15 protein-coding genes are annotated in these 16,172 nt (G+C 48.9%); 7 read left to right on the forward strand and 8 right to left on the reverse strand.

Annotation, left to right across the window (positions count from 1 at the left end):
* Nucleotides 1-210: 210 nt before the first annotated feature.
* The 3 genes from map (at nucleotide 211) to dapD (ending at nucleotide 4,539) form a co-directional block, all read left to right on the forward strand.
* A complete protein-coding gene (gene map, locus N3Z11_RS11090; RefSeq protein WP_260657242.1) occupies nucleotides 211-1,002 on the forward strand; it encodes a type I methionyl aminopeptidase in 792 nt (263 codons plus the stop codon).
* Between the two features lie 78 nt (nucleotides 1,003-1,080).
* Nucleotides 1,081-3,705, forward strand: a complete 2,625-nt coding sequence (glnD, locus tag N3Z11_RS11095) for a [protein-PII] uridylyltransferase (protein WP_260657243.1) — start codon at nucleotides 1,081-1,083, stop codon at nucleotides 3,703-3,705.
* 9 nt (nucleotides 3,706-3,714) lie between these two features.
* Complete coding sequence (dapD, locus tag N3Z11_RS11100) at nucleotides 3,715-4,539, forward strand: 2,3,4,5-tetrahydropyridine-2,6-dicarboxylate N-succinyltransferase (RefSeq protein ID WP_260657244.1); 825 nt, start codon at nucleotides 3,715-3,717, stop codon at nucleotides 4,537-4,539.
* A gap of 105 nt (nucleotides 4,540-4,644) precedes the next feature.
* Here dapD and N3Z11_RS11105 read toward each other — a convergent pair whose 3' ends face one another.
* The 3 genes from N3Z11_RS11105 to N3Z11_RS11115 form a co-directional block, all read right to left on the reverse strand.
* Nucleotides 4,645-7,614, reverse strand: coding sequence for a TonB-dependent receptor (locus N3Z11_RS11105; RefSeq protein ID WP_260657245.1), 2,970 nt, complete (start codon nucleotides 7,612-7,614; stop codon nucleotides 4,645-4,647).
* Nucleotides 7,615-7,995: 381 nt separating this feature from the next.
* Entirely contained in the window at nucleotides 7,996-8,826 is an 831-nt protein-coding gene (gene truC, locus N3Z11_RS11110; RefSeq protein ID WP_260657246.1) for a tRNA pseudouridine(65) synthase TruC, read from the reverse strand.
* Nucleotides 8,813-9,154, reverse strand: coding sequence for a YqcC family protein (locus tag N3Z11_RS11115; protein WP_260657247.1), 342 nt, complete (start codon nucleotides 9,152-9,154; stop codon nucleotides 8,813-8,815). The genes truC and N3Z11_RS11115 overlap by 14 nt, the downstream gene beginning before the upstream one ends.
* A 113-nt stretch (nucleotides 9,155-9,267) precedes the next feature.
* Here N3Z11_RS11115 and N3Z11_RS11120 point away from each other — a divergent pair, with 113 nt between their 5' ends.
* On the forward strand, nucleotides 9,268-9,564 hold the full coding sequence (locus N3Z11_RS11120) for a DUF3301 domain-containing protein (protein WP_260657248.1): 297 nt from the start codon (nucleotides 9,268-9,270) through the stop codon (nucleotides 9,562-9,564).
* 10 nt (nucleotides 9,565-9,574) lie between these two features.
* Here N3Z11_RS11120 and N3Z11_RS11125 read toward each other — a convergent pair whose 3' ends face one another.
* The 3 genes from N3Z11_RS11125 to N3Z11_RS11135 form a co-directional block, all read right to left on the reverse strand.
* Nucleotides 9,575-9,910 carry a DUF962 domain-containing protein gene (locus tag N3Z11_RS11125; RefSeq protein WP_260657249.1) on the reverse strand — a complete coding sequence of 112 codons (336 nt, stop codon included), beginning with the start codon at nucleotides 9,908-9,910 and terminating at the stop codon, nucleotides 9,575-9,577.
* Between the two features lie 5 nt (nucleotides 9,911-9,915).
* On the reverse strand, nucleotides 9,916-10,569 hold the full coding sequence (locus tag N3Z11_RS11130; RefSeq protein ID WP_260657250.1) for a GNAT family N-acetyltransferase: 654 nt from the start codon (nucleotides 10,567-10,569) through the stop codon (nucleotides 9,916-9,918).
* Nucleotides 10,570-10,691: 122 nt separating this feature from the next.
* Nucleotides 10,692-11,060 (reverse strand): DUF3192 domain-containing protein, encoded by a 369-nt coding sequence (locus tag N3Z11_RS11135; protein ID WP_260657251.1) that lies wholly within the window; start codon nucleotides 11,058-11,060, stop codon nucleotides 10,692-10,694.
* A 179-nt stretch (nucleotides 11,061-11,239) separates the two neighbouring features.
* Here N3Z11_RS11135 and N3Z11_RS11140 point away from each other — a divergent pair, with 179 nt between their 5' ends.
* Entirely contained in the window at nucleotides 11,240-11,569 is a 330-nt protein-coding gene (locus N3Z11_RS11140; RefSeq protein ID WP_260657252.1) for a hypothetical protein, read from the forward strand.
* Nucleotides 11,569-12,342, forward strand: a complete 774-nt coding sequence (locus N3Z11_RS11145) for a Zn-ribbon-containing protein (RefSeq protein WP_260657253.1) — start codon at nucleotides 11,569-11,571, stop codon at nucleotides 12,340-12,342. Before N3Z11_RS11140 ends, N3Z11_RS11145 begins: the two co-directional genes overlap by 1 nt.
* Before the next feature lie 54 nt (nucleotides 12,343-12,396).
* On the opposite strand, the gene syd is transcribed toward N3Z11_RS11145, so the two are convergent.
* Complete coding sequence (gene syd, locus N3Z11_RS11150; protein ID WP_260657254.1) at nucleotides 12,397-12,939, reverse strand: SecY-interacting protein; 543 nt, start codon at nucleotides 12,937-12,939, stop codon at nucleotides 12,397-12,399.
* A 55-nt stretch (nucleotides 12,940-12,994) separates the two neighbouring features.
* Here syd and queF point away from each other — a divergent pair, with 55 nt between their 5' ends.
* Nucleotides 12,995-13,843: an NADPH-dependent 7-cyano-7-deazaguanine reductase QueF gene (queF, locus tag N3Z11_RS11155; RefSeq protein ID WP_260657255.1), complete on the forward strand. Its 849-nt coding sequence runs from the start codon at nucleotides 12,995-12,997 to the stop codon at nucleotides 13,841-13,843.
* 141 nt (nucleotides 13,844-13,984) lie between these two features.
* On the opposite strand, the gene N3Z11_RS11160 is transcribed toward queF, so the two are convergent.
* Nucleotides 13,985-15,772 (reverse strand): M61 family metallopeptidase, encoded by a 1,788-nt coding sequence (locus N3Z11_RS11160; protein WP_260657256.1) that lies wholly within the window; start codon nucleotides 15,770-15,772, stop codon nucleotides 13,985-13,987.
* Between the last annotated feature and the right edge of the window lie 400 nt (nucleotides 15,773-16,172).

Raw genomic sequence — 16,172 nt, forward strand, 5'->3', positions numbered from 1 at the left:
CCCATAAATCCGACCAATTTTCATTGGCACCCCGGTTTATGTGACGATGTATGTGTGTTATTTAATTAAGGTTGATTTGCAAATCCGGTGTTTCATTTGCAGTATTTTCGAAAAAAACCACAAGCTATTTGCCAAATTGCGGCGCGCTTTATACCATAGGCGCCCCATAAACACAATGTATTGTGTAGTTTTGCAGCAGAGAGAGATGGCATGGCGGCGAACATTAAGACCCCGGAACAGATTGAAAAAATGCGTGTTGCAGGCCGTTTGGCAGCTGAAGTGCTTGAAATGATTGAGCCTCATGTCAAAGCAGGTATCAGCACCGGCGAACTGGACCGGATTTGTCATGACTATATCGTCAATGTGCAACAGGCCATCCCTGCCCCGCTGAATTACCACGGTTTTCCAAAGTCGATTTGTACTTCTGTGAACCATGTGATTTGCCACGGTATTCCGGCGGACGACAAACTGCTTAAAGACGGCGACATTATCAATATTGATATCACTGTGATTAAAGATGGTTACCACGGTGATACCTCCAAAATGTTTGTGATCGGCAAACCCAGCATTCTGGCCGAGCGGCTGATTCGCGTTACTCAGGAGTGTTTGTACCTGGGCCTGAAAAAAGTGAAAAACGGCTGCCGGTTAGGCGATATTGGCCATGCCATTCAGGTACATGCGGAAAAACACAATTATTCCATAGTGCGCGAATACTGTGGTCACGGCATTGGTGCTGTGTTTCATGAAGATCCACAGGTTCTGCATTATGGCCGCCCCGGCACCGGTGAAGTACTCAAAACCGGTATGTGTTTAACGGTAGAGCCGATGATCAATGCCGGACAGCGCCACAGCAAATTGTTAAAAGACGGCTGGACGGTTGTGACGAAAGATCGTAGTTTATCTGCTCAGTTTGAACACACTATAGTGGTGACAGACACGGGCTGTGAAATCCTGACTTTGCGCAAGGATGACACTATCGACAGAATTCTGACGGCCGAATAACACGCCGCCAGCTCCTGACCGGACTGCGGCCGCACGCTTTTATCAGCAGGCCGCAGCGATCAGCAAGGGTAACAAGTTATGAGCACGGCGCTCGCTTTTGATAAGACTATACCGGGCCACTTTACCCTCGACAGTTATAAAAAATACTTCAGTGACTTCCTCGACTGGCTGAAAATTGCCGCCGACAGCCACACTGTGGCCAGCCTGGTGCGTGCCCGCGCCCGTTTTATTGACGAAGTGCTGCAAGCTTTATGGCAACACTTTGATTTAGCTTCACAATCACAGCTCACCCTGATCGCTGTTGGCGGTTATGGTCGTGGTGAACTGCACCCTTTTTCAGATGTAGATTTATTGATCCTGACCGGCAGCAAACTCAATAAAGCCCAGCAGGACAATATCGGTCTTTTTATTACCATACTGTGGGACTTACGCCTTGAAGTGGGCCACAGTGTGCGCACCATCAAAGATTCTTTAAGCCTTGGCCGCGACGACATCACCATTGCCACCAATCTGATGGAAATGCGTTACCTTTGCGGCAACGCCACTTTATTTAATGAACTGCAAGCTGAAGTCAGCAAAGATAACTTCTGGCCCAGTAAAGATTTTTTCCAGGCTAAACGCCACGAACAACAAGGCCGCCATGCCCAGTACCACGGCACTGCCTACAACCTTGAACCCAATTTAAAAGCGAACCCAGGTGGCTTGCGGGATATTCAGACCATTGGCTGGGTGGCAAAAAAACACTTTCGCACCCGCACCATGCACGAGCTGGTGGCGCATCAGTATCTGACCGAAGATGAATATCAGGAACTGATGGAATGTGAAGCTTATTTATGGCAAATGCGTTTTGCGTTGCATTTAGAAGCAGGTCGCAACGAAAACCGCATTTTGTTTGACTATCAGCCCTCCGTAGCCCGTCGCCTTGGTTTTGGTGATGACGGTAAAGCCTCGGTTGAGCGCATGATGAAAAGGTTTTTCCTGACAGTGCAACGCGTCAGCGAACTGAACGACATGCTGCTGCAACACTTTGAAGGCAGTATTTTAAAAAGTCACAGCAAGTTTAAAGTGTTGCCGCTGGATGACTCTTTTGAAATTCAGGGCCATTTAATTTCTGCCACCGATAAAGCAGTATTTGCCAGACGTGAAAATATTCTGAAGCTGTTCTGGCATATTGCCAATCACAGCCAGATTGACGGTATTCATTCTGAAACCATCAGGTTGCTGCGCCAGGTGCGGCGGCGTTTAATGGGTGATTTGCAGGATTATGCCGGTTGCCGCCAGTTGTTTATGGCCATTATGCGTCACCCCAGAGGCATGGACAGAGCCATTACCCTGATGCACCGCCACGGTATTCTGGCGGCTTATTTACCGCAGTGGCGCAATATTGTCGGCCAGATGCAGTTTGATTTATTCCACGCTTACACTGTGGACGAACACACCCACAGGGTACTGAAAAATCTGCACCGCTACAGTGAGCCTGAGTTTGCCGGTGAATTTCCGCTGTGCACCGACATTGTCAAACGGCTGGAAAAACCAGAACTGTTGTACTTAGCTGGTATTTTCCATGATATAGCCAAAGGTCGTGGTGGCGATCACTCAGATTTGGGTGCCATGGACGCGCGCGAATTTGGCAAACTGCATAAACTCAGTGAGTTTGATACCAAGCTGATTGTCTGGCTGGTGGAACAACATTTATTAATGTCGGTGACAGCGCAGCGCCGTGATATTCACGACCCTTCGGTGATTGCCGAATTTGCCGAAAAAGTACGGGACGAAACCCGGCTGAATTATCTGTATTGTTTAACTTTGGCCGATATCCGCGCCACCAACGATAACCTGTGGAACGACTGGAAAGGCTCATTATTACGCGAACTGTACCTTGGCACACAAAAGGCCTTTCGCCGTGGTTTGGAAAAGCCGATGGATTTGCGCGACCAAATCCGCGAACACCAGAGTGAAGCGTTACGGTTATTGGCCGACAGCGGTTTTAACGAAGCGCAAATCAGCCCCTTGTGGAGCAAATTTAAAGCCGACTATTTTGCCCGTTATAACCCAAGGCTGATTGCCTGGCATACTGAACATCTGCTGCAGCATACTGATTTTACGAAGCCATTGGTGTTAATCAGCCCAACCGCCATGCGCGGTGGCACCCAGATTTTTGTTTATACCGCCGACCAGCCGAACCTGTTTGCCCGGATGGTGGCGGCGCTTGACAGCAAAAAAGTCAGTATTTATGACGCCCAGATCATGACCAATAAAGATGGTTATGCCATGGATACCTTTGTGGTGCTGGAGCAAAATGGCACCCCGGTCACGGCAACATCGCGCATCAGCAGTATTAAAAAAGCGCTGGAAACCTATATCAGCAACCAGCTGCCGCCGGAGCGCAATAAAGCCAGACCCAATAAACAGTTAAAAGCTTTCCATGTGCCGCCCAAAGTGGTGTTTTTACCTGGCAAAAATAAACAGCGCACTATGCTGGAACTGGCCGCTTTGGACACACCGGGTTTACTGGCTGATATAGGTCAGGTCTTTGCCCAGTGCGAAATTAATATTCACGCCGCCAAAATCACCACCATTGGCGAGCGCGCCGAAGACTTTTTTATGATTTCCACCCGCCAGGACGAGGCGCTTAGCAGCGAGCAACAAAGCCAGCTGCGCCGCGTGCTGGTGGAACAACTTACCCATGCAACAGAGGGCTAACGCACCATCATGGCTGATTTAAAAAGCATTATCGAAAGCGCATTCGAAGACAGAATGAACATCACTCCTGCCACTGTCAGTGATGAAGTAAAAACCGCAGTAGCAGCTGCTATCGCGCTGTTGGACAGCGGTCAGGCACGGGTGGCGGAGAAAATCGCCGGTGAATGGGTCACACACCAATGGTTAAAAAAGGCGGTGTTATTGTCGTTTCGTATTAACGACAACCAGGTGATGGCTGGCGCTGAAAATACCTTTTTTGACAAAGTGCCGATGAAGTTTGCTGACTACACCCAGGAGCGTTTTGTAGCTGAAGGCATGCGCGTAGTACCGCCAGCCGCAGTGCGTAAAGGCAGTTTTATCGGCAAAAACGTGGTGCTGATGCCAAGTTACGTCAATATTGGTGCTTATGTTGGCGAAGGCACTATGGTGGACACCTGGGCCACAGTTGGCTCTTGTGCCCAGATTGGTAAAAACGTGCATTTATCCGGTGGTGTTGGCATTGGGGGAGTATTAGAGCCGCTGCAGGCCAACCCAACCATTATTGAAGACAACTGCTTTATCGGCGCCCGCTCTGAAGTGGTCGAAGGCGTCATTATTGAAGAAGGTGCAGTGCTTTCGATGGGTGTTTATATCAGCCAGTCCACCCGCATTTACGATCGTGAAACCGGCGAAATCAGCTACGGCCGGGTGCCGGCCGGTGCTGTAGTGGTGCCGGGCTCCATCCCAAGCAAAGACGGCTCCCACAGTCTGTACGCCGCTATTATTGTGAAAAAGGTAGACGCCCAGACCCGCGCAAAAGTAGGCATCAACGCCCTGCTGCGCAGTGTGGAATAACATCTGCTGTTGAACCGCTTTGATCGGTTTTCGATTTCACTGATCAGCATAAAAAAACCCGGCTTGCGCCGGGTTTTTGCTTATAGGGAGATTTAGCTTGCAGGCTTAGAAACGGCCGTCCAGGCCAAGACGAACATAACGTGGCGTTTGCCAGGTGTAGTCAGCACCGTACCATGGGTTATAGGTACCGGCTGAACGACGTGCTTCATAGTGTTCGTTCTGAGACGTACTTTCCTGAATATTCAGGATGTTAAAGACGTTTACGCTAACGCCCATTTCAACACCTGAAATTTCGAAGTTGTACCGTGCAGACAAGTCCACATTGAAGTTCCATGGCGTACGGCCCGCAGTACCACGAGGCACTTTGCGGAACTGACGTTCTGCTGTTTCACACTTGCCGTTGGCGTTGGTGTCCGGGCAACCAGTCACCAGATAGAAAGTATCGCCGTAGCTACCATAAAGTTTGGCATCCTGGCTCGGATAACCCTGGCCAAACATGCTTAACGGACGGCCACTGGACAAGGTTGAGTTCAGACCTACCACTAAGTCTTCAGTCACATCATAGCTACCGAAGAACTTAAACACGTGACGACGGTCGTTGGCCTGATAACCATCAGCACCATCCATCAACGCCGGGAAGTCGAAGTCCTGCGTGATACCGGCGTCGGCCTGGTTAATGTCAGACTTCACCGCACCTTCGAAGTTACCGGTGCTGCGTGACCAGGTGTAAATTAAGTCCCAGCGCAGCGCTTCACCACGGAAACCAACCTGGCTTTGTAAGGCAACATATTCGTTTTCTGCCTCAGGTAACGCCATATCTTCCGGGCTGTAGGTGGTTAATGAACCTGGATCAGGGATGTTATCTTCATCATCATCGCTGTACCAGCTGCCAGGTTTACCCGGGTTAACCAAAGTACAGAAGTGCTGGTTCGCCACAGGACCACAGAAGTCGTCCAGCGCCGCGCCAACAAAACGGTAAGTACCGCGGATAGAACCGTAATACTCTTCAGTAAATTGTGTTTCATAACCCAGCACCCACTCCTCTTTATAGAATGGATCGGCTTCCTGCGCCTGGAACAAGGCCACGCTTGGCATCGCTGATGAGGTTGAGTTCACCACCTGAGAGTTGGCCACTGAACCATTGACTGGTGTGGCACCTGTAGGTGCGCCAGTTACCGGATCAAAACCGGTGAAATAATAATGGGTTGTAGTGTCATCTACACCAGATGCAGCACGGTAGTTGGTGTTGTTAGGCACCGGCAGGTAATAACGACCCCAGGTACCGAAAATTTTCGACTCGCCCGCCCCTGTCGGGTCATAGCTAAAGCCAAGACGTGGTGCCACATCAGTTTTTAAATCAACGAAGTCAATGCCGGTAGCACCGGTATTCACAAAGTGATCCTGACGTACACCAATGTTCAAAGTCAGTTGTTCAGTTGGCTGATACTGATCTTCGATATACCAGGCTGTCAGGTCGCTACCAAAAGAACCACCGCCGATGAAAATACGGTCTTCAACCAGATCAACAGGACTGCCGGTGGTGTTTGTCCACAGCGTACCGTCGTTGCCCTGAATAATGTCACCAGGCTGCTTGGTTACGTAGGTGTAGTTGTGGCCGCCCACTGGTGCTGTGGTTTTACGGGATTGGCGATCCTGCTTGTCATAACCAAACTTCAGTAAGTGGTTACCGTGGAAGTCACCCAAAGCCCATTCAAAGTCCAGACGGGTTTGTTCATTGTCATCATAGTCGTCACCGATAGAACCACCGGCACCACAACCTGTGATTGGGTTCGGTACGCCACGGCCGTCAGCAACAATAGGACAATCTACGACTGAAGGTGTAGTACCATATTGGGTTTTGATCTTACCGTGCATCAGGTTGACGGTAAAATCGTCAGTGATATTACCCACATAACTCAGACTGGCTGCTTCACCACCACGTTCGTTCAGGAAGTCACCTTGTTTGGCGCCAATCACACCGCTATTCGGGTTGTAGGCATAACGGGTTTCTTCAGAGTCAGTGCGATCTGAATAGGCAAACACACTTAAACGGTGACCGTCTGCGATATCCCAGTCAATTTTGGTACCCCAGAACAGGTTATCACCGCCTGAAGATTCGTTAACACGGTATCTGTTGTCTGCATCGTAAGGTAAACGACCGCTGGTGTCCGCCCATTTAGAGCTTTTATCCCGCGGGTTCACAATGGCATAAATAAAGAGTTTATCTTCAATCAGTGCACCACTGGCCGAAAAACTGATATCAGACTCGCTGAATTCATCTGCAGTTGTGTCTTTAAATACCTGACCTAAGCGTACACCTGTACCATAAGACTTTTTGCCTTCAGAACGTAATGAAGACGGTTGGGTGTTAGCAGTAAAGGCAAATTCCCACTCGTTAGTACCAGATTTGGTTACGGCGTTTAATACACCACCAGTGGTACGACCGTACATGGCAGAATAACCACCGGTTTTTACCTGGAATTCTTTGTAAAATTCAAAAGGTACTGAACCACAACCTAAACCCTGACGGGTGTTGGTTACTTCCAGGCCGTTGATATAACATGAGTTTTCAGAAATTGACGAACCACCGAATGACGCAAAACCAGCACCGCCGGAAGCACCAAACTTAGAGTCACCTAATACAACACCTGGAGCCAGTAATGACACAGCTGTGATGTTACGGGCGATTGGCATTTTGTCGAATTCAACTTCACCCAGTACCAGACCTGAGTCTGTGCTGGTCACGTCAACCGCGCGGATGCGGGCGCCGGTCACCTGAATCACTTCAGTGTCACTTGAAGCCTGGGCAATTTCAAACTGGGCAACAGCGTTTGAGCCTAAAGACAAACGCACTTCGTCTTTGGCCACTACTTTACCGGCATTGACCACTTCAACAACATAAGCGCCGATAGGTAATTGGCTTAAACGGAAGTTACCTGAAGCATCCACTGCAACTTCACGCTTAAAGCCGGTTTTAGGATCAGTGACCTGAACTTTGTAACCTGCGGCAGATTGCACGCCTGAAATTTTACCGATGATATTAGAGGTATCAGCTGCATAAGCTGACGCTGACATCCCAAGCACTGCAGAAACTGCAATTGCGGCGAGGGACCGCTTAAAACCTGATGTTCCACACGTAGATTTCATTATTATTCTCCAAATTGTTGTTTTGGACAGCTTTTTTAATGCTGCCTCAAACCCACTATAAACATAGCGGGGATATTTTGTATACAGGGAATGTGATAAGCGGAGGCAAAATTCTGACAGGTCGGGGCAGCTAAAAAATAATCAGGTTAACCGGCTGATCATAGTGAAAAAATAATGCGGGGTTTGACAAAAATCTGTCATGTTTTTTGTGGCATTTTGCCATTTTTGGCATAATTCTACCGTGCTTTGCACAAAAAACATGCAGAACACGGGTAACTACGGCAAAACATAATAAAGAAGCTTCGGTAGTTATCTGCCAGCTTCGGTATGACACAACAACGGCAGACTGGCAGCATCACAACGTGGCCACAGTTGCTGATAAAAATCCTCGCCCACAGGCCAGTTAAAGCGGGCGAACAAAGCGGCCAGGTCGTCGATACCGGCATCGATTTGCATCAATTCACCGCTGATGGGGTGCAAAAACTCCAGTCTTTTTGCCACCAGCAATAAACGGTCATTGCCAAAATGTTCAGCAAACAATTTGTTGTGTTTGCCATCACCATGGCTGGTGTCTCCCACTATAGGGTGAAACAAATGGGCAAGATGGCGCCTGAGCTGATGTTTACGGCCGGTTTGTGGTTGTAGCGCCACCAGACTATAACGGGCTGCAGGGTAACGCCCCACTGCGATGGGCAATTCCACCTGCGCCAGCGGCCAAATCGCAGTGCGGGCATCCTGCGCCACTTTATCCTGCCGCGCTTTTTTATCAGCCACTTTATCCAGCTGCTCTTTGAGCGCATAGTCCAGTAACAGCGGCGCTTGAACATAACCCCGCACCACGGCCAGATAAAACTTACGCCAGCTTTCCTGCTGATGCTGCTCTGTTAATAAACGGGCGACTTCAGACGATAACGCAAACAACAACACACCGGAGGTCGGCCGGTCGAGCCGGTGCACCGGAAACACATGTTGCCCCAGTTGGTCCCGCAGCGTTTGCATCACAAAAAGTGTCTCGTGTTTGTCCAGAAAAGAGCGGTGTACCAGCATACCGGCCGGTTTATCCACCGCCACCAGATAAGCATCCTGATATAAAATTTTCAGCTGCACTGGCGCTACAGCATCAAGCTCAACATCTGGCACTTTGTTGTATCCTTTTGCCACTTAATAACTGGTCTAAATCAGCGATACGGTTAATCAGCTTGAGCTTCTCTTCAGTGACTGGGGCAAAAGCTTCTTCGGCGATAGGACAAACCGCAATACTCGCCGGCAAAGGCAAACGCCCTTCAACCAAAGCGCCCATTCGGGGAATAAAAATAAACTGCAGCCATTGCTGCAGCGGCATAGTGTCACAACAAAACGGCGCCTGACTGGCCAGCGCTTCGGCCGAAGGCGGCAGTGCACTCCATAATTGCAGCTTTTTGAGTTCAATTTCGATTTGGCTTAACAGCACGGCAACTTGTTGATGCATCAGCAGCCCCTTCGCATTTTTTCCGGCGCACGTTTTTTTCAGGTGCGCATACTAGCACGGCTTGCAAATCCGTGCCGCCAACCTCATCATCGCCCTTCAAACGGAGAAAAATCATGAGTTCAGTCGCTGTATTAATAGGCTTGATGTTCATCGCCTACATTTTTCTGCTGCAACGCCGTCAGGACGAAAGAGCAACAGCCCTTGCCAAGCAATTGTGCCAGCAACAACAAATTCAGTTTCTGGATTGTGCCAGGGTCAGTCACAAACTGGTAAAAAAAGACGGGCATCGGGTACTCCGAACCTTGTATCTGGTGGAATTTAGCGGGGATGGCGAAAGCCGGTATCAGGCACAGTTGTGGCTGAAAGGCTTAAGACTGGCCGCTTTTGAACTGCCAGCCTTTAAAACCTGAGCGCTTTAATTTATCGGACTGAATGGTTGGGTAGCTGCTGTAATTTTGCCGCAAGCTGGCCGGTTAAAAAATCTTTATACATCACCCAATCCCCCAGCAAGCTGTACCATGGGTACTGAAAAGTTGCGGGTTTATTGTGTTCGATAAAAAAGTGACCGACCCAGGCAAAACCATAACCTGCCAGCGGCAACAACCAGACAAAGTGCCACAGACCGCTGTAACTCAACCAGCCCAGCAACAGCAGCACCACTGTGCTGCCGGCATAATGTAAAGCACGGCACAGCGGCTTGCTGTGCTCGGCTAAATAATAGGGATAAAACTCAGCAAAACTTCGAAACTGCTGCATTTGACTCAGGCTCTTTGTTGTCGTGATCGAAACAGCAATGTACCGCTGACCGTCTGAAAGTCAAGCCGGGCCACCTGCTGATAATCATCCTGATGAAAAAGCGGTAAATATTTATCCAGGGTCACAAAAACGCCGATGCCTTCAGAGCTGGCGTCCTGATCTACCCAGTGATCAATAGCCTGTAAAAAGGTGCGCATGGCCGCAGGGTGATGATAGCTAGGATTGCGCGCCAGAAAAGCCAGCATGTGATAATTTTTAGCCGGCATAGCCGCATGAATTTTCTGCTCTTTTTCCAGCATTTGCCGCGTCGACAATAAACCTGCCGTTAATAACATTTTTAACCGCCAGTGCCAGAATCTGTCTCCGGTCAGTTCAGAAGCCGGCGTGGTAATACAGGCTACACCCAATAACTGTTCGCCATGCAATAAACCCAGAATAGGTTGCCCGGCTTGCCAGAATGCAGCTAAATCCTCCCGGATAGCCGAACGTAGCCTTTTTTCATAATCAGGCTGGTCGACGCGGAAAATTTGCATAAACAGCGGATCGTCATGGTAGGCCATATACAAAATGGACGCAGCGAGTTTTAATTGTTCGGCATTTAACACTTCAACTTTTAACGTCTGATCGGTTGGATTTTCCAGCGCTGAAATATCGCTCATCTTGCCTTTTCCTTTTTTATCATCAGTGGCTTATCCACCATAGCAGGCAATAGCAAGAGCGCAAATAAGGCCCATAAACAACAAAACCGGCCAAAGGCCGGTTTTGTGTTCAAGCAGGAGAATTACAGCTGCTGATAAGCTTTATCGCCCCAACCGACCAATAAACCACGTTGGAAAATCAACGCAGTACATTCGTCTTTGCTGGTGACACCGTCACCATGGCTACGGTGGGTGCGGTAAAACAATACTTCTACTGTATCGCCGTTTTTCTGGAAAGATTCGGTAAAATCAGGGGTTCCGAGGCTGTTACGCACTGATGCAGCATCAACACCTGTTTTTAACTGACTGATATAGTTCTGGTTGGCTTGCTGAACTTTTTTGGTTTTGCTCCAGCTGTCATCGTCGTTTTCGTCATGCCCTACTGCAATCACACAGCCGGATAATAAAGAAGTTAAAGTGGCCGCAGCGAATAATTTCATCAGAGAGTTCATAAAAGATCCTTATTAAATGCTTTTTAAAAAAGAATGGGAGATTTGTTTTCGCCATGGCATAAGCAAACCCAATGCCAATAAAAATTAGCATTAAAAACAATAATTTATCAATTAGACGCTCGCTATCCATTTGTAACAAGTGGTAAATTAAACCACTTTTTAGCAAAAACGACTGAACCATGACAGCTTTGTATACTCTGGTATGCCAGATTGCCGCCAAATTGCAGCAGGAAGGCAAAACGCCAAGCCTGGCGCTGGTGCGCGCCCGTGCCGGCAAAGGTGTGGCAGCACCTGAACTGTTCAGCGCTTACCAGCAATGGCGGGCAAATCCGCCCGGCGCTCCCATTGAGCAAACAGAGCAGCAGCACAATCTGTTACAACAAGACAGCGCTGCGGCTGCAGAAAATCCGGATTTGGCAGGGCTGCAACAGGATATCCGCCGTCTGGAGCAAAAACTTGATCAGGCACTGTTGTTGTTACAACAGCTGCAACAGCGGGATAACAGCTGATGTGGGTGGCTGAACTCAGATTCCGCATTATCGCCGACACCAGTTACCCGGCGGCCGAGGCGGCGGTACGCGCTTATCTGGAGACGCTTATTTTTCAGGGTCAGATGTTAGGACGCGAATTTCCGACTTATCTGGCGCAGGATGAATTTGTCAGCCGGCTGATTTTACCGGCCCCAGATGCACTACAAAAACAGCACCACAGCCAAAGAGGGCTTGCGGCACTGCAGGCGCTTGGCAGTGCCGGCCTTGCTTATCCTCAATTGGCGATGCTGGGCGAAGATCTGATGTCCAACCATACGGATCCTTGCCAAACACCTTCGGCTTATATTCTTTATTGCCGATTTGGCCACAGTAATTCAGTTATTTATTGTGCTGAACATTTTGCTCCTGTGCCGCTTTATCGGCTCAAGGCCACCTCAACAGAGGATCACGAAGATTTGATCCGCTGGCAGCTGCAATATCAGGCACTGGATGAAATTCAGATGCAGGAAAAAAGAGTACTGAATAATACCGCGGAGCGCAGCTTACAAAGCCTGCACAGTAAGCTCAATCAGCAAGGCCGCGCTTTTGCGAAGCAACTGGAGCAGTCGCTGCAAAGGCCGGTGTATTACGCACTTTATAGTGGCAGCAGTAAAGATTGCAGTCAGGAGGCTGATAAGCTGTGCCCTGGCTGTGGCAAAGCCTGGGCACTGAAAACACCGCTGCATCAGTTGTTTGATTTTCAGTGTGACCCCTGCCGGCTGTTAAGTAACATAGCCTGGCAGTGCCAATAACAGCGCCAATAACCTTGTGTGGCAGTGCCAGGCCGGCATTCGCCACTTTGGCCGTTATGCCGGAAAACTCAGGCTCTGTAAAAATTCAGCTAAAGAGTCCGCCAGCTTTTCTTTCACTTCGCAGCCGACCCGCTCCAGATAAACTTCACCTGTGCTGTTAAGTACCGACAACAACAAATCTTCATCGTCAGTGACAGCAAAAAACACCGTGACCTGTTGTTTCAGCCGCCTTTTCATCAGCACATGACCAATGATGTTTTGTTGCAGCCGCTCTGTGTCGGCCTGATGCCAGGGCATTAACAGCTCAACAGGCCCACGCTGATGCTGCAGCTTTAAACCACCGCCAAAAGCCACGTTGTAAAAAGCTTTGATGTCAGGGTGTAATTCCAGCTCAAGGCCATGCTCCAGGCCGCTAAAATCAATAGGATTTTGTACAAATGCCGGCCACCAGGCCACTTGCTCATTCACCACCTCACCATACTGGCAAGGAGAAGTTTGCTCAGGTTCGGCATAAGCCCACCATTGCTGGCCATTCGATTCGGCAACTTGCCGGGATTTTTTTAATAAATCGCTTAATTGCAGTGCAACTTCAGACATAACAGCCCAATATCCTGTGATAAAATTGCCGCATTCTAACCGGTCCGAGCTTGCCATGACAAAACCTGATGAATCTTTACTCGCCCATTTGAGCCTGGGCAAAACCACAGCTTATACCGACCAGTACGACGCAAGCCTGCTGCAGCCTGTGCCACGTCAGCTGGGCCGGGACGCTATTGGTTTGCCGGCCGGCACCGAACCTTTGCCATTTTATGGCCAGGATATCTGGCATGCATATGAGCTGTCCTGGCTCAATCATAAAGGTAAACCTATGGTAGCACTGGCCACTTTTGTGGTGCCGGTGATTTCGGCCAATCTGATTGAGTCCAAGTCTTTTAAGTTGTATCTGAACAGCCTGAACCAAACCCGTTTTGTCGATATCAGCCAGCTGTATCAGACGCTGGTGCGTGACTTATCGGCTTGTGCCGGTGCCAAAGTGGACGTCACTATTCATCATGTTAATGAACTGATTGCGTTCCAGCCCACCTGGATCCAGGGGCGCTGCCTTGATGATCTGGATATTGAAGTGCAGCAGTATGAATTTGACCCTGAGCTGTTAAAACTGGCGGGCCCTGAGCATCAGGTGGAAGAAAAATTACATTCCCATTTATTAAAATCAAACTGCCTCATTACCTCGCAGCCAGACTGGGCCAGTGTGTTTATTCATTACCGGGGCGCTGCCATCGATCACGAAAGTTTATTGCGTTATCTGATTAGCTTTCGCCACCACAATGAATTTCATGAACAATGTGTTGAGCGGATTTATCTGGATATTCAGCGCCGCTGTAAACCGGAATTTCTGGCCGTCTATGCCTGTTATACGCGAAGAGGCGGACTGGATATTAACCCACTGCGCAGCAGCCAGCCTTATACTCCACCTAATATCCGTTTAACCCGGCAATAACAGTGCTATTTATAACGGTGAAGCTGATAAAAAAGGCCGCAATGCGGCCTTTTTTATTCTGAACAGATGAGCTACTGATACTAAAAACTTTTTTACTTCAGGGCTTTAGTTCAGGGCTTTAGTTCAGCGCTTCAATTTAGTTCAGGGTTTTACCTTGCCATCAGTAAGCGGCACTCCCAGCCAGGCCTGATGATATAACTTCTGCTGCCGGCTTGGTTTTTTCAGCGGCACAATTTTACCGGGTTCAGCCGGCAAAGCGCCCAGGATCACAGTTTTGTCCAGCAAACGGCCCTGACGGAACAAGGTTAATGTTAACTGCTGACCTGGTTTAAAGTCTTTGAGCCTTTCAGTCAGCGCCGATTTTAACTGCAGCCGGTTTACAGCTATCACTTCATCCTCTGAAGTTAACCCCGCCTGCCAGGCCGGTCCATCACGCTCGACTTTGTTAAGCTTCTCCACACCGGCATTAAAGGTACCGGTCACCCCTAACCAGGCCTGTTGTTTGTCGGCCGCTTTGTACTCCAGGCCAGCGTCAGCCAATAAAGCAGCGGCGTCCAGTTGCAGCGGACTTTCAACCTGTTGTTGCCAGAATTCAGTCAGCGGTTTGCCGGTTAAATCCAGCGCAATTTGTTGTACATCGGCAGCGGTAAAAGCGGTGGTTTTGCCAAAACGCTGATACAACTCGTTATGCAGGGTGCGGTAATTGGCTTTGAGGCCGGAGTGGCGTAATAAATGTTGATCCAGCAACCAGCTGACCAGATAACCTTCAGAGTAAATATTCACACTAAAATTGTCGGCATGATCGCCCGACAGGCTGATCCAGGCGTCAAAACTGCTTTGTGCCACCGACTGCACTTTAGCGCCAGGTAAACGGGCAAACTTCTCCAGCCTTTTGGCTAAGTCTTCATAAAATTCGGCTGGTGTCATTAAACCGGCACGCAGCAACAGCTGATTCTGGAAATAGCTGGTGGAACCTTCCGAAATCCACAACAGTTCTGTGTAATTTGGCGCTAAATAATCATAAGGCACCAGCTCTGCAGGGCGATAAGCTTTGACGTTCCAGGTATGCACCAGTTCATGGGCGGCAGTACTGAGAAATTCCAGGTAATGTTTGCGGCTGGCAAAACTGAATCTGTCACGCTGGATCACGGTTGAATTTAAGTGTTCAGTGGCACCACGGGCGCCTGAGGTCGCATGAATAATAAAGAGGTAGTTCTGATATGGATAACCCTGCCAGATGCTGGGAGCCTGCGCCACCAGCTTTTGTAAATCAGCCACTGTTTGTTTCGAATCGTAATTTCCTTCGCCCCAAAACACCACTTCGTAATTGCGGTTATCCACCACAAAACTAAAAGACTGATGTATGCCAGTTTCTATCGGCGAATCAGACAACACATCATAGTTGGCCGCTTTAAATTGATGCGGATTGTCGCCTCTTGGCATGCCGGAAGTACTACGCCAGTTTGCCGGCACCTTCAGCTGCACTGTGGAAGGTTGTGAGCGCAGCTCGTCACTGAACATCAGATAAGCGCTCGGATTAATATAAGCATGGGTTTCATCAATATGACGGCTACGCTCACCCAGTTGATTGGCATAAATCTGGTAACTGACTTCAACTTCGCCTGCAGCCGGCAATTCCAGCAGCCAGCTGCTCTTTTCTTTTTTCCGAAACTTCAGAAGCTGACCTTGTTGATCACGGGCCTGAAATAATCGCACCCCATTGGCTAGATCCAGGATCTGATATTTACCTGTGCGCCAAGCCGGTAATTTAAGTTCCACCACCCCGGGCGCCTGCACTTTAAACTTCATCTGCACATCGGCCAGATGATGTTCCGGCTGATTGATGTTGATCTGATAATAGGTTTGCGCCTTGACTGCTGCGCCATACAGCAACATCAGCACACACCAGCTTTTTAATATAACTTTCATAACAACTCCTCTGAATCCGGGCCCAACCTAAGCCAAATTCAGCAACGACGCCAGCGCTTTGCGGTCAAAGTGTACACTTTTGCTTTCAATATTTATGAAAGTCACACTGAAACATTACAACTCAACTTTTACTTTCGTTTCGAAATATGGTTAACTAAGCAGCGTTGATGCCAGACACATCAACCCCAACCGAATGAACAGGACAGCTGCAATGACAACTCTGACCTCTGTAGAAGAACAATCCTGGTTACCCTACTACCTGACCAGGAAATAAAATAAAAGTCCCAAGCAGGACAGAAAAAACGGCAGGCGTTGAACCTGCCGTTTTTTATTGGCTAATTTTATTGCTTTGCAATAAAACGACTGCGCTTTTGCCTTTATTAACGATATACTTAGCGCA

Origin of the sequence: Rheinheimera sp. 4Y26, from assembly GCF_025245835.1 — a bacterium.
In the GTDB taxonomy this organism is placed as follows: domain Bacteria; phylum Pseudomonadota; class Gammaproteobacteria; order Enterobacterales; family Alteromonadaceae; genus Pararheinheimera.

What these genes read in the sequence shown, in the direction of transcription:
- N3Z11_RS11140 (WP_260657252.1), top strand. Translation starts at nt 11,240, where the DNA reads ATGACAGCTTTGTATACTCTGGTATGCCAGATTGCCGCCAAATTGCAG.
- map (WP_260657242.1), top strand. Translation starts at nt 211, where the DNA reads ATGGCGGCGAACATTAAGACCCCGGAACAGATTGAAAAAATGCGTGTT.
- glnD (WP_260657243.1), top strand. Translation starts at nt 1,081, where the DNA reads ATGAGCACGGCGCTCGCTTTTGATAAGACTATACCGGGCCACTTTACC.
- queF (WP_260657255.1), top strand. Translation starts at nt 12,995, where the DNA reads ATGACAAAACCTGATGAATCTTTACTCGCCCATTTGAGCCTGGGCAAA.
- N3Z11_RS11145 (WP_260657253.1), top strand. Translation starts at nt 11,569, where the DNA reads ATGTGGGTGGCTGAACTCAGATTCCGCATTATCGCCGACACCAGTTAC.
- N3Z11_RS11105 (WP_260657245.1), bottom strand. Translation starts at nt 7,614, where the DNA reads ATGTCAGCGTCAGCTTATGCAGCTGATACCTCTAATATCATCGGTAAA.
- N3Z11_RS11160 (WP_260657256.1), bottom strand. Translation starts at nt 15,772, where the DNA reads ATGAAAGTTATATTAAAAAGCTGGTGTGTGCTGATGTTGCTGTATGGC.
- N3Z11_RS11115 (WP_260657247.1), bottom strand. Translation starts at nt 9,154, where the DNA reads ATGCATCAACAAGTTGCCGTGCTGTTAAGCCAAATCGAAATTGAACTC.
- dapD (WP_260657244.1), top strand. Translation starts at nt 3,715, where the DNA reads ATGGCTGATTTAAAAAGCATTATCGAAAGCGCATTCGAAGACAGAATG.
- syd (WP_260657254.1), bottom strand. Translation starts at nt 12,939, where the DNA reads ATGTCTGAAGTTGCACTGCAATTAAGCGATTTATTAAAAAAATCCCGG.
- N3Z11_RS11120 (WP_260657248.1), top strand. Translation starts at nt 9,268, where the DNA reads ATGAGTTCAGTCGCTGTATTAATAGGCTTGATGTTCATCGCCTACATT.
- N3Z11_RS11130 (WP_260657250.1), bottom strand. Translation starts at nt 10,569, where the DNA reads ATGAGCGATATTTCAGCGCTGGAAAATCCAACCGATCAGACGTTAAAA.
- N3Z11_RS11125 (WP_260657249.1), bottom strand. Translation starts at nt 9,910, where the DNA reads ATGCAGCAGTTTCGAAGTTTTGCTGAGTTTTATCCCTATTATTTAGCC.
- N3Z11_RS11135 (WP_260657251.1), bottom strand. Translation starts at nt 11,060, where the DNA reads ATGAACTCTCTGATGAAATTATTCGCTGCGGCCACTTTAACTTCTTTA.